This is a genomic window from Patescibacteria group bacterium, assembly GCA_018817085.1.
Classification (GTDB): domain Bacteria; phylum Patescibacteriota; class WWE3; order CG2-30-40-12; family CG2-30-40-12; genus CG2-30-40-12.
On the sequence record JAHIUT010000063.1, the window covers coordinates 1 to 14142 of the forward strand.

13 protein-coding genes and 1 tRNA gene are annotated in these 14142 nt (G+C 40.6%); 6 read left to right on the forward strand and 8 right to left on the reverse strand.

Annotation, left to right across the window (positions count from 1 at the left end; all coding sequences use genetic code 11):
- Window positions 1-288: 288 nt before the first annotated feature.
- From KJ678_04055 to KJ678_04075, 5 genes are all read right to left on the reverse strand, one after another.
- A complete protein-coding gene (locus KJ678_04055) occupies window positions 289-561 on the reverse strand; it encodes a hypothetical protein (protein MBU1017305.1) in 273 nt (90 codons plus the stop codon).
- Between the two features lie 122 nt (window positions 562-683).
- Entirely contained in the window at window positions 684-941 is a 258-nt protein-coding gene (locus tag KJ678_04060; GenBank protein MBU1017306.1) for a type II toxin-antitoxin system RelE/ParE family toxin, read from the reverse strand.
- Window positions 938-1186 carry a type II toxin-antitoxin system Phd/YefM family antitoxin gene (locus tag KJ678_04065; GenBank protein MBU1017307.1) on the reverse strand — a complete coding sequence of 83 codons (249 nt, stop codon included), beginning with the start codon at window positions 1184-1186 and terminating at the stop codon, window positions 938-940. Before KJ678_04065 ends, KJ678_04060 begins: the two co-directional genes overlap by 4 nt.
- Before the next feature lie 131 nt (window positions 1187-1317).
- On the reverse strand, window positions 1318-2601 hold the full coding sequence (locus KJ678_04070; protein MBU1017308.1) for a hypothetical protein: 1284 nt from the start codon (window positions 2599-2601) through the stop codon (window positions 1318-1320).
- Between the two features lie 130 nt (window positions 2602-2731).
- Window positions 2732-3610 carry a tyrosine-type recombinase/integrase gene (locus tag KJ678_04075; protein MBU1017309.1) on the reverse strand — a complete coding sequence of 293 codons (879 nt, stop codon included), beginning with the start codon at window positions 3608-3610 and terminating at the stop codon, window positions 2732-2734.
- 52 nt (window positions 3611-3662) lie between these two features.
- On the opposite strand from KJ678_04075, the gene KJ678_04080 reads away from it, so the two are divergent.
- Window positions 3663-4022, forward strand: a complete 360-nt coding sequence (locus KJ678_04080) for a septum formation initiator family protein (protein ID MBU1017310.1) — start codon at window positions 3663-3665, stop codon at window positions 4020-4022.
- Here KJ678_04080 and trpS read toward each other — a convergent pair.
- Both trpS and KJ678_04090 read right to left on the reverse strand, forming a co-directional pair.
- The gene (gene trpS, locus KJ678_04085) at window positions 4012-5010 is read right to left on the reverse strand and encodes a tryptophan--tRNA ligase (GenBank protein MBU1017311.1); all 999 of its coding nucleotides are present in this window, start codon (window positions 5008-5010) and stop codon (window positions 4012-4014) included. The genes KJ678_04080 and trpS overlap by 11 nt on opposite strands.
- Window positions 5011-5030: 20 nt before the next feature.
- Complete coding sequence (locus tag KJ678_04090) at window positions 5031-5702, reverse strand: hypothetical protein (GenBank protein ID MBU1017312.1); 672 nt, start codon at window positions 5700-5702, stop codon at window positions 5031-5033.
- Window positions 5703-5958: 256 nt separating this feature from the next.
- Here KJ678_04090 and KJ678_04095 point away from each other — a divergent pair, with 256 nt between their 5' ends.
- Together KJ678_04095 and KJ678_04100 are read left to right on the forward strand one after the other, a co-directional pair.
- Window positions 5959-6504, forward strand: coding sequence for an NYN domain-containing protein (locus KJ678_04095; protein MBU1017313.1), 546 nt, complete (start codon window positions 5959-5961; stop codon window positions 6502-6504).
- A gap of 478 nt (window positions 6505-6982) precedes the next feature.
- Window positions 6983-7054, forward strand: a tRNA-Met gene (locus tag KJ678_04100).
- 49 nt (window positions 7055-7103) lie between these two features.
- Here the strand turns inward: KJ678_04100 and KJ678_04105 are convergent.
- Window positions 7104-7478 (reverse strand): cupin domain-containing protein, encoded by a 375-nt coding sequence (locus tag KJ678_04105; GenBank protein ID MBU1017314.1) that lies wholly within the window; start codon window positions 7476-7478, stop codon window positions 7104-7106.
- A gap of 130 nt (window positions 7479-7608) precedes the next feature.
- Here KJ678_04105 and dinD point away from each other — a divergent pair, with 130 nt between their 5' ends.
- The 3 genes from dinD to KJ678_04120 all read left to right on the forward strand — a co-directional run bounded on the left by dinD (window position 7609) and on the right by KJ678_04120 (window position 14119).
- Complete coding sequence (gene dinD / locus KJ678_04110; protein MBU1017315.1) at window positions 7609-8463, forward strand: DNA damage-inducible protein D; 855 nt, start codon at window positions 7609-7611, stop codon at window positions 8461-8463.
- Window positions 8460-10331 carry an ATP-dependent zinc metalloprotease FtsH gene (gene ftsH / locus KJ678_04115; protein MBU1017316.1) on the forward strand — a complete coding sequence of 624 codons (1872 nt, stop codon included), beginning with the start codon at window positions 8460-8462 and terminating at the stop codon, window positions 10329-10331. The genes dinD and ftsH overlap by 4 nt, the downstream gene beginning before the upstream one ends.
- Window positions 10332-10576: 245 nt before the next feature.
- A complete protein-coding gene (locus tag KJ678_04120; GenBank protein ID MBU1017317.1) occupies window positions 10577-14119 on the forward strand; it encodes a hypothetical protein in 3543 nt (1180 codons plus the stop codon).
- The last annotated feature ends 23 nt before the right edge of the window (window positions 14120-14142 follow it).

A 14142-nucleotide genomic window follows, 5' to 3' on the forward strand; every position in this document is an offset into this window, starting at 1 on the left:
ATTGGGCAAAGAAAATTTTGACCCGGCTGGATTTAAGGATACTCGCATTTATTTAAGCTTCTAATGATAACAATTTTAAAAAGCGTACTAATACGATTACTTGTACACTTGCTTTTGGACAGTGTCAAGGACTTTATCACGGAACTTTACATTTGTCAAATTCCAATTCCATTAGTGGAAATGTGTTAATCACTAATGAAAAATAAAAATCCGAGGGAGACGAGCGGTTGAAAGCTGTAAAAGCCTTTCAACTCTCTATCCACCTCGGACTCGGACCTTGCTACCTACCTACTCCTTCACCTCCCTTTTTTCTGCTCCGACGAACACCCAGCGCGCAAATCGCACGAGCGCGGGGAAGACATCATTCACACAAACGTTCCACACGAAAATCGGCAACCAGAACGCCACCATGCCCACCCGGTCCCTAAACAGAAAACTCGAGCAGGTATAGTAGCGGGCCTTCGTGTAGTCGTAGCGCCGTCCCTCCGCCCTTTGGAGAAAGACGCCGATGAAGATGTACACCACTACAGCCGCCACCACAACCCAAACTAAGATTTCCATTTCGTTCCCTCCTTGGGAGAACAATTGTGAAAACCACATAGTCAACTGTGCTATGTGTACATTATACTATAAGACTGTGGATTTGTCAAGGCCATAATTTGAAAAAAATTTATCGGATGAGGCTATTTATATATATCTTTCCTATGCCCGATTTTCAAAACAACTATTTTATTCCCGCCCACATCAAAAATTACTCTGTGATTGCCAATCCACCACCGGTAACTTCCTATTATGGGATTTATGAGCTTTTTAGCATTTTTGAGAGGGTTTTTTAAAAATAATTCCAGCTTTAACTTTAATTTTCTCTTCACCACCTTATCCATTCTTTCAATATCCTTAACAGCGGATTTTGTGTAAACAATCTCAAATTTTGAAATCATATCTCCCCAAACACCTCAAGATGGCTTAATACATTGCCCTTTTTATATTCTTCTCTTGCTGTTTTTATGCTCTTAACATACGACTTATTAGATAAAGCCAAAAGATCTTCAAACAAGTCTATGTTTACCAAAGCAGATACTATTTTCCCTTTTTTGGCAACAAGGAGATACTCTTTTTCTGTATTAACAGTGGCAAGAGCGGTTGAAAAATTGTTTCTTAAAACAGTGGCATTTATTACATCCATACTTTCATATTGTACATAACAACCGTACATTGTCAATGGTATAAATTACAGAGGAAAAAACAAAAGCCGAGTAAGTCTTTCCTTGCGGAAAAAACCCACCCGGCTCCCAAGTACCACTTCGGAAGTGGTACTTACGGTGTCGGAGTTGTTGGCAAATCTTTTATCGGCCTAAGCGGTCGCTTGACCGTAGGCGTCGCCGTGGGTGTTGGGGTAGGCGTTGGGATTATTGGCACGATCCCAAAGTTGACAACCTCCCCACGCGGAACTTCAACCCCCACCCGCTCGGAAGTGGTGGTTTCAAACCCATCCGGCAGAGTCAGATCCAGCTCGTATTCCCCTTTCAGAACAGGTTCAAACTCATACCAGCCCGTATCGCAGACGGACTTTGTCCACAGCGCCACCTGTCCGGTAGAATCTTTCAGCTGCACCTCAACTCCACTCGGGCCATCCTTCTCTTCCAAATCGCGGAACCCGTTGCGGTTCCGGTCAAAGAAGACCCACCCGTGTAGGAGAGGTGTGGGCGTCGGCGTAGGGGTTGGCGTGGATGTTGGGGCGGACAGGGTCATTGTAATTTGACGGAAGTCCCCGAAATGCCAAACCAATGGCATCGGGTCCGTCACAACAACCTCGTCATTATACCTCCATGTTACCGCCTCCCCTTCCTCCATACCCTGAAAATACCCCTGTTCTGTCCCATACACATTTGTGAAGGTAACGGCACCCTCCTGCCACTGAACCTTCCCACACCCGACCAACTCCTCGCGCGGGCTGTACGCCCTCACTTCGGAACCGGTCGGAACGGGATGATCGTATGCTGTGAACATACCAAAGTATGTGGCTTTGTTCGCAAGCCCGATTCCTCTATCCTCCGGGCAAGTGCCCGGTGGTAGCACCGTCGGTGTGGGTGTTGCAGGTAAAGGCACCGAGGCAACCGTTACCGTAACGGGATTAGCAAATACAGGAGGAAAATTCTGCTCCTGCACAACAATTTCCCAAGTAAAAACCCCCTCCTGCAAGGTCTGCAACTTGAGAATAAACTGCTCCGGCTCCCCCGCCTCACCACAACCAGATTTCAAAGGAGTGTGGCAAATCAAAGTGCCTTGCCAAACGAAATACCCCCCTTGAAGATCCGCAGAAGAACCCGTAAAACCAGCGGTTTGAGAAACGCCCACAAACCGGAAAGGTCCGCCCGGCTGATACGGAATCTTGACAGTGACGGTAGTTGCGGCACCGTTGTATATCCCAATACCAACCGATATCTCGCCCCCAGTAACCGTAATGGAACTTGAGGACACAACACCCCCCGCCATAACAAAGGGTTCCAACCACAGCGCGGTCGTCTCCGCAAAAGACACACTCGCCAAAAAAACGGCGAGCGCTACCACCACCAACCCAACTAACAAACTTTTCTTCATGGGATCTTTTCTCCTTTTCTCCCACTAGACTTTAGCCCGCGCAGATGCGGGAGCTTCTTAAAACCGATACTAAAGGATATTTTACACCAAATTTCCCTAAAAGTCAATACTAGGGGTCGGGGGGGGGGGGTTATAACTCCACAAGTTCCAGCTTTTCGCTGGTTTCCGCTCTTTGCTCCACAAATTCCAAATATTTTTCGGTGGTGGAAAGTCTTTTATGCCCCGCTATTTTTGAAAGGTGGGTTATGTTAACACCCATTCTTAAATGGTGTACCACAAAGGTATGTCTCAAGTCGTTAACTTTTACTTGCTCAACCCCCGCCAATCTAAACAAACGGTCAATGGTTGCCCTTATATTTCTTATTAAAAGAGGGTTCCCCGTTTTTGTGATAAACAAATAATCTTTTTTGGATTTAGGCCTTATTTCTAAATACTCTCTTATAGCCTTTTGAGAAACGGCATTTAAAGGAATGTTTCTTTCCTCCTTTGTTTCAACGCGAGGAACATGCATTTTACCCGCCTTGCCGTTCTCGCCAAACTCAATATCCGAAAGCCTTATATTGGCAAGCTCGCTTATTCTAACCCCTGTTTGCAATAAAACCTCAACCATAGCCGCGGAACGAAAATCGGTTTTAGCGGCATCTCTTAACGCCCTATACTCTACTTTAGAAAGTATTCTAGGCTTTTTGGGGTCTAACTTCGGGTGGGTTATAAGCTGAGCGGGGTCTTTGGTAATAATTTTCTCCTCCGCAAGATATCTAAAAAATGTTCTGGTAGCGTTAATTTTTCTGGATACGGATTTTGGAGTGTAATTTGTTTTTCTTAAAGTTTCCAAAAAATGCTCCAAATCTTCCTTTTTAATGTCGGAAATAACTCCTCTGCCAAGATTCTCAATATGGCTTAACAACTGGTCTATATCTTTTGAATAAGCAACCACAGTAGCAGTGGCTTTGCCCCGCTTTTTTAAATTGCTTATAAAGTTTGTATGAAAACCCTTGAATTTATCCATATACTAGGGGATTATAGTATATTTTTTATGCTCTGTCAACTATAATAAAAATATGAACAAAAAAACCTTTATTATTTTTGCGATAATTTCCGTATTTTCTATGTACAGTCTATCCAAAACCATTGGGGACATATACCAAAAAAGCAAACGAATTAAAGATATTAAAAACGAAGTAGCCTCTCTTGAAAAAGAAAATGAGGGGTTATCCAAGGAACTTGCGTATAAAAGCTCCCGAGAGTTTGTGGAGAAAGAGGCGAGAGAAAAGCTTTTTATGGGGTTTCCCGGAGAAAAAATCCTAATTATCCCTCAAAATTTTTTTGCGAATTTAGAAAATAAAACCGTACCCAAAAGCGCGGAGGACGAAACTCCAAAACCTGTATGGAAACAGTGGGTAGATGTGTTTACCCAGTAAAGTTTATACCTATCGCTGTTTTAACTTTATCCATAACTTTTTGCGCCTCGCTTTGCGTTTTTTTAGTTCCCGCGAAAAGAATTTCTTTTACAAGATTAGGCCGACCTTCATAATATTTCCTTTTTTCCCTTATAGGCGCTAGAAAACTATCTAACGCTAAAAATAGTTTTTCTTTAACTTCAACATCTCCCACTTTACCTTTTTTGTATCTTTCTTCCAGCTCTTTTACCTCCTCTTTGTTCGGATTAAATATATTATGGTATATAAAAACAGGGTTTCCCGCAACATTTCCAAGGTCAGTAGGATGAATTCTTTTTGGGTCGGTAAACATTTTTTTTACCTTTTCTTTTAACTCTTCTTTGGAGTCCGAGAGGTAAATGCAATTTCCTAAACTTTTGCTCATTTTGGCGTTTCCATCGGTGCCGATAAGGCGGGGATATTCCCCCACCAAAGCTTCGGGGATATTAAAAATTTTGCCGTAAATATTGTTAAAACTACGAGCGATTTCTCTTGTTTGCTCTATATGAGGAAGCTGGTCGGCGCCGACCGGCACAAGGTCAGCATTCAAAAACAGGATATCGGCAGCTTGGGAGACAGGGTACATAAAAAATCCGAGAGGAAGGGAATCCTCAAAACCTTTTTCTTTAATTTCAGATTTAACAGTAGGGTTTCGGGATAAGCGGGACATAGTTACTAAATTAGCAAAAAGAATGGTAAGTTCGGCAATTTGCGAAATTTGGGACTGGATAAAAAATGTGGTTTTGTTAGGGTCTAATCCAACCGCTAGGTTATCCATAGCAACCTCATAAACATTTTTAGACACCTTTTCTGGGGTTTTAAAATTATCGGTTAAGGCTTGGATATCTGCTATAATAATAAATTGTTCGTACTTTTCCTGTAATTTCACACGGTTTTTTAGAGACCCCACGAAATGGCCTAGATGCAGTTTTCCGGTAGGTCTATCCCCCGTTAAAATTCGCTTTTTCATAAAATTATTATACCACCTTTTTATTGGATAAATTTGAAGGTCGAGAGGATTTGCTTTGCACTAGACGCCGACATGTTATTTGTGCCATATTCACTTACAGGCAACTCATCAGAGTTATGAATCCGCACCAAAATTACGACTCTAGATTTGTTAGTCCCTTTTCTGGGAAACGCAACTTGATAGTATCCCCACGGCGGATCTCCCCAAAAATTACCCCTCAACTCACCACCCCATCTTTTGGATAATTCATCGTAACCTACCTTATTTAAAATTGCAGGAATACTGGGGTCGTCGTTTCCCTGAAAATTACCATCGTCAGACGACAATATTCCAACGGTCAAAGCGAATTCGTTTTCTCTAAAGCTGGGGGTGTCACTTATTTCCACATAGGTGGCATCTAAAACATTTTTAACATTTATAAAATAGGTCTCTGGGTATTTTATTTGGTAACCGGAAGGGTCTTCGTATGTTTTCCAATTAGCTGTTGGGTCGGGAGAAGTTGTTGGTGTTTTTACAGGAGTAGAGACAGCTGGGACATTTGCTGTAGTTGTCCGTTCTACCGTCTTTGGAGATATGGCCGTTTGGTATTTCATCCCCAGATAAAATCCAACAAAGGGAAGAAGAACGAACAAAATACCCGCGAGAATTTTTGATAAGGTCGTTACTGTTGTTAACCCTTTTGGAAGTCCCATTACTTACATATTAAATTTAAAATCCGCCATTGTACATACCTTTCATGGTTTATTAAAGTGTACGGTATCTATCGCGTCCTAGACACCATTTCCTCATCAATTACCAAACTATTTTCGTGGTTGTATTTTTGACTAATTGTGATATTATAATAATGTATTTCCGAAAGGGGATATTTTAACTTGCTAACTCCCCCCGGCTCAACTCGACCCGGGGGTTTTTATTGCTTAAAATTTTCAAATTGCATAAGATGGAAAGGTGAGAAGAAAAAATTTAGTTCAATTTGACGGTAGCAATTTCTATAATAAAGTCAAAAAGATTTTACCTCAAACTCATTTAACGAATTTTGACTATGCCAAGTTGGCTCAAATTTTAGCTAAAGATAAAGCAGTAGAGACTGTTTATTATGTGGGTGAGATTAGAAAATATCCGGGGAATAAAAAATCTCAAACGCTTTATGCTAACCAGCAAAAACTGTTTACCGCTTTAAGAAATCAAAATATTAAAATAAAGCTTGGTTACCTTCTATTCTCTGACGGCAAGTTCCACGAAAAAGGTGTAGATGTTCAAATTGCGGTTGATATTGTCCGAGGAGCAATAAAAAACGAGTACGACAACCTTTACCTTATCTCTTCTGATACAGATTTACTCCCAGCTATAAAAACTGCTAAAGAGGAAGGTAAGAAAATAATTTATGTTGGTTTTGAAAAATCTATTAGTAGAGCTCTTCAGAAAAATTGTTCTTCTCACTTGGTTTTAAAGAAAAGTCAAATCGTACGGTTCGCAGAAAGTAAAAGAAGTTAGGGTACATTTGAAAAGATACTTGTTATCTTAACCACAATCCCCCGTTAAAATTCTCTTTTTCATAAAATTATTATACCACCTTTCTTTCAATTAGGGATAGACCCAAATTGGGTCTATCCCTATTTTAAATCCCTATTTTGATTTTAATTTTATAATTTGGTTGAATAACAGGCTTATGTTTGCTATAGTAAGGACACTGCGGTTGGGGGGTTGGTATCCCGAAGGGCTCATAACCCTTCTTAAGTTCGGTTCGATTCCAACAGCCGCAACAAAATCTTAGCGAGCGAAGCGAGCTTGGAGTTTGTTAGCGTCCCGAAAAACTTTGTTTTGCAAAGTTTTGAGGCGGCGCAACTGCAATTATTTCTTAATGAGCAAAGCGAGTTTAGAAATAATTAGCATCCCGATGCAAATCGGGATCTATCTTGGCGAACTTAATTTTTAGGGGTCGGACCCCTTCGGGGGTCAGACCCCAATTAACGGCAGGGAGTGGACTGGTGTCCCGAGGCGTCTCATAAGCGCCTTTTAGTGGGTTCGAATCCCGCCCCTGCCACCGTCCTTCGCAAACGCTTCGAAACGGCGAGATGTGAGGAAGTTTACAGCTAAACAACTACTTTATCTCCAGGAATACTTGGCGAGTGTATAGCAAATACTTTTGTAATTTCAAGAAATTTAATAGAAACAACATTGTTCACACCCACAAAAATAAAATCGCCTTTATTCAGCATAACCTCTTTATCATTAACAGTATATATCGCTTTTCCTTCCAGTATGATGAATAACTCCACTTTTAATTTGTGGTAATGGGGTTCTACAACATCTCCTTTTTTATGTTCGTGATAACATGCCTCTACAACATCGGTTTTACAAGGGTGTTTTTCCTCAAAAAAAGATCCAACAAACCAACCGCGAGTTTGACTAAAGTTAGCATACTGCCCATAAAAATACTTGCCGTTTTTTAATTTGGAAGTGTCCATATTTTTTAAATCCCTTTTGGATTACTTGCGCAATCATAATACCAAAAAATTCAATCCCACACTACCCGCTTTTAATGTAGCCCACTCTTTGGTAGAATATACCCGAAGATTAAAAAATTATACTATAACTATGACTAACGATATAACTATAAAAGCTCCAAATAAACGATTTGAAGAAATCAAGAAAATTGACGAAAACGGTGTTGAATACTGGGAAGCCCGTGGATTGATGCCCCTTCTTGAATATACCGATTGGAGAAATTTCAAAAGTGTTATTCTTAAAGCGCAACAAACCTGTAATAATAGCGAGCAAGGCGTAGAAAATCATTTTGTTGAGACCAACAAAATGATAAAAATCGCAACAGGAACGGTAAGAGAAACAACGCGAAACATACAAAACTACAAATTGTCTCGTTATGCTTGTTACCTTATAGCCCAAAATGGGGACCCTTCCAAAGAAGCTATCGCTGTAGCGCAGACCTATTTCGCTATTCAAACAAGAAAACAGGAAGTATTCCAACAGTTAGCGGATAACGAAAAAAGACTTTTTGTAAGAGGCGAGATAAAAAACCACAATAAAAAATTGTTTACCACCGCAAAACAATCCGGGGTGAATAACTTCGGTCGCTTCAATAATGCAGGATATGAAGGCCTATACCGCATGAGAAAAAGCCAAATACAAAAGAAAAAGGGCATAGGAAAAGACGATATTTTAGACAGGGCGGGAACAACAGAACTTGCGGCTAACCTATTTCGTATAACCCAAACAGACGAGAAACTCCAAAATGAAAACATAAAAGGAGACTACAGAGCAAGCAAAACCCATTTTGAGATTGGCAGAAAAGTAAGACAAACAATACGGGAAATTGGAGGCACAATGCCTGAAACGCTTAAACCTGAAAAACATATCAAAAAACTTGAAGAGGAGCGAAAGAAATTGTCAAAAATATCTGCTAGAATACTTCCGAAGATTAAAAAATTATGAACGGAAAAACACATACTAGAAAAATTGCCACCAACCCTTTGGGAACCTTATACAACAACCGTAAAAAAAGACCCAATGTGTTTTTAATGCTCCTTATTTTCCTTTTAATCTGGTGGTCGTTATCCGCTTTTGCCACTTTCTCAAGCGAGTTTTATAGCCAAAATTTTGAGCCTATCTCCAAAGTTATTGACGCTATAAAAAAAGACGAGGTGAAAAAAATAGAAATAAGAGGCTCCGACCTACAAATTTATTACAACAGCGGCGAAACAAAAAACGCCATGAAAGAACCTAACCAAAACTTTTTGGAACTTTTGGCAAGCTACAATATAGACACCGGAAAAATTACAGAGGGCGTTATCTCTGTGCCTCAACTTCCTATATGGGAAATAATTGGAACGGTAGCCCCCATTTTATTAATGATAATATTTTTCCTTTTTATATTTAGGCAAGCGCGGGGGGCGGCTGGGGATGTGTTTAGTTTTGGAAAATCGCGCGCTAAAGTGTTTTTAAAAAGCGCTAAAAACGGTACCGATAAAATCACTTTTAAAGATGTCGCGGGGGCGGAAGAAGTAAAAAAAGAACTTACCGAAGTGGTGGATTTTCTTAAAAATCCCGATAAATATAAAAAGTTAGGAGCGAGAATCCCCAAAGGCGTTTTACTGGTAGGTCCAAGCGGTGTGGGAAAAACTCTTCTAGCCCGAGCCATTTCGGGCGAGGCGGATGTGCCGTTTTTTAGCGCCGCGGGAAGCGAGTTTATGGAAATGCTTGTGGGAGTGGGTTCCGCAAGAATGCGCGACCTTTTTTCTACCGCAAAATCCGCCCAACCTTCTGTTATATTTATTGACGAAATTGACGCTATAGGTAGACAACGAGGCATGGCTTTTTCCGCGGGACATGACGAAAGAGAACAAACTCTAAATCAACTGTTGGTGGAAATGGACGGGTTTGACCAAAGGGCAAATGTTATAGTTTTAGCCGCAACCAATAGACCTGACCTTTTAGACCCCGCTTTAGTTAGACCCGGCAGGTTTGACCGCAGGGTAACTCTGGAACTTCCCGATGTTAACGAAAGAGAAGAGATATTTAAAATTCATATGCGCGGAAAACCTTTCGCGGAGGATTTAAACATTAAAAGAATAGCCCAACAAACTGTGGGGTTTAGCGGCGCGGATATTGAAAATATGCTAAACGAAGGGGCTATTTTCGCCGCAAGAAATGAGCGAGATAAAATAATTATGCGAGACTTAATGGATGCCGCCACTAAAGTAAAATTGGGTCCCGAAAGAAAAAGATTGCAAAACGAGGAAGAAAAAACTCGCACCGCCTATCATGAAGCAGGGCACGCTCTGGTTGCAAGCTGTCTTCCCAACTCCGACCCCGTTCAAAGAGTTTCTATTATCTCAAGGTCGTATTCCTTAGGGTTTACAGACATCTCTCCTCAAAGAGACAGATACAACGAAACAAAAACACGACTTTTAGAATTTATAGCCATTTCATTGGCTGGCAGAGCCGCCGAAAAACTTGTGTATAACGAAGAAACGGTGGGTGCCGCCAATGATATAGAAAAAGCAACCCAACTTGCTAAAAAAATGGTTTGCGAATTTGGAATGAGTCCTTTGGGACCTATTCTTTACGGCGGGGGCGAGGAGAGAAAATGGCTGGCTTTTCAGCTTGGCGACGATACCTCTTATTCACAGGAAATAGCCAAAAAAATAGATGGGGAAATTAAAAAGATTGTGGATTCTTGTTTTAAAAAAGCCGACGACATCTTGCGGAAAAACCGAAAAACTTTGGATATTTTGGCAAAAGAATTGGTAATAAAAGAAACTTTAGAAAAAGAGGATATAGATAAGATATTGGAAAAGTGATGCTTCTTATTTATGTAACTGCTCACGGTTATTTATATAGCGTCATTGCGAGGAAGGAACGGAGTGTGACTGACGAAGCAATCCCAGATTGCTTCTCCCTCGCGGGAACTCGGGATCGCAATGACGATGCCCTATTTACCGCGTAACTCTGTTTTTATCCCTTTATAACAACAAACAAACTCGGTTGACAGAGAAAGTATAAAGTGATGTACTAAAAAAGTTACCATACTTTTTGAGGTTTTCTCATGAAAGATTTTAAAACCATTAAGAAAATTAAAACTATTAATATAGAAGGCAATGCCCTTGATATATTTATGCGTCGCTACGCCTTAAAAGGCAAAGATGGCAAACCTAGCGAAAGCCTTGAAAAAGCTTTTTTTAGGGTAGCCAGCTTTATAGCGGATGCCGAAAAAACTGAAACGGACAAGAAAAAATATACCGACCTGTTTTACGCTTTGATGGGTTCCAAACGGTTTATTCCCAACACCCCAACATGGTCGGGGGCAAATACCAAACTTGGGCAATTAGCCGCCTGTTTTGTGCTACCCATTTCCGATGATATGGGAAAAGAAAGCGATGGTATATTTCAAACTTTAAGAGACGCCGCTTTAATTCAACAATCGGGTGGCGGAAATGGATTTTCTTTCTCGCGCTTGCGTCCTAAAGGCGCCAGAATAAGCGCGAGTAATGGAATCGCCAGCGGACCTTTGAGTTTTATGGAAATTTATGACGCCGCTTTTGGAGAGATCGCCCAAGGAGGAACTAGAAGAGGCGCCAATATGGCGGTTTTGCGCGTGGACCATCCCGACATTTTGGATTTTATTAAATGCAAAGCAGAAGAAGGAAAAATTTCCAACTTTAATATATCAGTTGGAATTACCGATAAATTTATGAGAGCGGTAAAAAACAACAAGGATTTTGACTTGATTAACCCCACGGGTAAAAGTGTATGGAAAACCTTAAAAGCGAGAGATGTTTTTAACGAGATTGCAAAATTTGCGTATAAAAACGGCGAGCCGGGAATTTTATTTTTAGATACCGCCAATAAATATAATCCCGTTCCAAATCAATATACTTTAGAAGCCACCAATCCGTGTGTTACTGGTGAAACTTTGGTGGCTACACCAAAGGGGTGGAAAAGAGTTGAGGACATATCTAAAGGGGATGAGATATGTACTGTAATGAGTAGAGGAGTGGTGGATAACATAGAGGTACACAAAAATACCCCCGTTTTTAAAGTTTATTTGTCCGATGGTGGTGTTATAAGAGTTACGGCGACCCATCAATTCCATATTAGAGGTTCTAGGGAGAAATTCTTTAGAGCATGCAGACTGGACCAAACAAAGGTTGGAAGTTGGGTTAGAGTATTTAAAGGAGCTATACCAAATAACCCTATCCCGAAAGAAAGGTATGGCATAAGCAACAAAGAGTATGGTTTTCTTGTTGGTTTGTTAGTTGGAGATGGTTGTTATACACCACATGGGCTTTCTAAAAATATTGTTAGAATAAGTACTCATTCGGATGAGTTGGAATGGAATAAATGTGTTGAAGAGTATCTTCGCAAAGTAGGGGCAAAAAAAGTTTATACCTATACAAACAAAAATAGCAAGTCTATGATGATGGACCCTAAACCAGGAAAAGTAGTTTCAGATTGGGTAAAATCATTGCCTTTGACACCTGCAAAAAGCCCGGATAAATTTCTGCCAGAGGTGTATATAAACTCCAATAAGGAGTTTCTTTTGGGTCTCATTGATGGCCTATTCAGTACAGATGGCAGTGTGGACCTTTCATCTAACCACCCAATTGTTCGTTTTCACACATCAAGTGAGAAGCTTGCTCGTCAGGTAAGATTGATTTTATTAATGTTTGGGGTTCATGGAAGAATAAGTGAATCTCCAGCAAACAGTTTTCACTACATAGGAGGTAGAAAGGTAATTCGCAAGCACCCAAAATTTGATGTAACTGTTTCTGGGCAAAGCTTTGGTCGTTTTTTTGAACAATTTACCTTGAGCCATCCCGAAAAACAAAAGAGAATGGTCAAGGCGGCTTTAAGTTGTAATTTCACAGGAGGAAATTGGGCGGCAAGAATTGTTAAAATAGAACCTGATGGAAACGATAAAGTTTACGATGTGCACGAATCTTTTACTGACACATGGATTACAGAAGGGTATGTTTCAAGAGGATGTGGTGAACAATGGTTAGGAGGCTACGAAAACTGCTGTTTGGGTCACATAAATTTAAGCGCCTCGGTAACCGGCAAAGGCATAGATTGGGAACATTTGCGAGAGTCCATAATGCTTGCCACCAGGTTTTTAGACAATGTGGTTACCCAAAACAAATATGTTCCAGCAGTTCCTCAATTAAAAGAAGCGGCCCTAAAAAATCGTCGGATAGGTCTTGGCTTTATGGGTTTGGGGGATGTGTTTTATAAGATGGGAATCCGTTACGGGGATAAGAAAAGCCTAGATTTAGCTTCGCAAATAACGGAATTTATGAGGTTTTATTCTATTAAAGAAAGTATTGAACTTGCAAAGGAAAGAGGCGCTTTTCCGGGAATTAAAGGTAGTGTGTACAACCCCAAGAATTTTAAATGGGAAATTCCCGCGCCTTTATTTAAGCACAAAAATAATTTTGGAAGACCAAAAATTGATTGGGAAGAAATTAAAACCTCTTTAAAAAAATACGGGATAAGAAACTCCACCCAGCTTACAGTTGCTCCCACCGGAACAACTTCCACTGTGTTTGACATAGAAGGGTATGGTTGCGAACCGGTTTTTGCTCTCGCCTATTTTAGAAATGTTTACCAAGCGGCGGGTGGCGACGAAAATTTGAGGCTTACTTATGTTAGTCCCCTGTTCAAGGGATCTTTGGATAAATCTTCTTTAACCAAAAACCAGAAAGAAAAAATTATTGAGGAAGCGCTAAATAAAGGAACCATACAACATTGTGAAGAAGCCCCCAAAAACATTAAAGGTACTTTTGTGGTTTCAACAGACATAACAGCAAAAGAGCATATACTAATGCAGGCGGTTATTCAAAAATTCGTGGATAACTCCATATCCAAAACCTGCAATTTCCCAGAAAACGCTACCGAAGAGGATATAAAAAACCTTTATATTAAGGGGTGGGAGCTGGGGTGTAAAGGATTAACGGTGTATGTAACTGGGTCAAGAAAGGAAGTGGTTCTGGAAACAAAGGAAACGGCGGAGAAAAAACAAGAAGCTCTGTTAAAGTTGGGAGATGCCGATATAAGACCGCGCCCTTCTGTGGTTGTGGGCAGAACGCACAAGATAACCACGCCTGTTGGAAAAGCCTTTATCACCGTAAACAGAAACGGCGAAACGGGCAAACGACCTTTTGAAGTTTTTATTAATATCGGCAAAAGCGGAAGCGATCTATCTTCTATGGCAGAAGCGATGGGCAGACTCATTTCGGGCTGGTTAAGAAGCGCTAAAGAACCAAACAATGCCTTGGAAGAGATACAAAATCAGTTATCGGGGATAGGCGGGTCTATGAGTATAGGCTTTGGACAAAACAGAATAAGCAGTTTGCCCGATGCTGTAGCTAAAGTTCTAAATAAAGAGCTTATGCTTAGCGAAAAATTTGAAAAGGACGCCTCTCAAAAGTTTATGGAAAAAACTCTGGAAGAAAACATCGGTGTGGAAGTTACGGTACAACCATCGCTTTTTATTAAAGATGCATCCATCTGCCCCGAATGCAACAATATGACTCTTGTAGAAACCGAAGGTTGCGTTAAATGTTATTCCTGCTCTTACACCCGTTGCTAATTTCACAATAACAAACTATTGAC

Bases quoted from the DNA above. Each gene is read 5' to 3' on its own strand.
- KJ678_04120 (MBU1017317.1), top strand. From the start codon at position 10,577: ATGAAAGATTTTAAAACCATTAAGAAAATTAAAACTATTAATATAGAA.
- KJ678_04070 (MBU1017308.1), bottom strand. From the start codon at position 2,601: ATGAAGAAAAGTTTGTTAGTTGGGTTGGTGGTGGTAGCGCTCGCCGTT.
- dinD (MBU1017315.1), top strand. From the start codon at position 7,609: ATGACTAACGATATAACTATAAAAGCTCCAAATAAACGATTTGAAGAA.
- KJ678_04055 (MBU1017305.1), bottom strand. From the start codon at position 561: ATGGAAATCTTAGTTTGGGTTGTGGTGGCGGCTGTAGTGGTGTACATC.
- KJ678_04065 (MBU1017307.1), bottom strand. From the start codon at position 1,186: ATGGATGTAATAAATGCCACTGTTTTAAGAAACAATTTTTCAACCGCT.
- trpS (MBU1017311.1), bottom strand. From the start codon at position 5,010: ATGAAAAAGCGAATTTTAACGGGGGATAGACCTACCGGAAAACTGCAT.
- KJ678_04075 (MBU1017309.1), bottom strand. From the start codon at position 3,610: ATGGATAAATTCAAGGGTTTTCATACAAACTTTATAAGCAATTTAAAA.
- ftsH (MBU1017316.1), top strand. From the start codon at position 8,460: ATGAACGGAAAAACACATACTAGAAAAATTGCCACCAACCCTTTGGGA.
- KJ678_04060 (MBU1017306.1), bottom strand. From the start codon at position 941: ATGATTTCAAAATTTGAGATTGTTTACACAAAATCCGCTGTTAAGGAT.
- KJ678_04105 (MBU1017314.1), bottom strand. From the start codon at position 7,478: ATGGACACTTCCAAATTAAAAAACGGCAAGTATTTTTATGGGCAGTAT.
- KJ678_04090 (MBU1017312.1), bottom strand. From the start codon at position 5,702: ATGGGACTTCCAAAAGGGTTAACAACAGTAACGACCTTATCAAAAATT.
- KJ678_04080 (MBU1017310.1), top strand. From the start codon at position 3,663: ATGAACAAAAAAACCTTTATTATTTTTGCGATAATTTCCGTATTTTCT.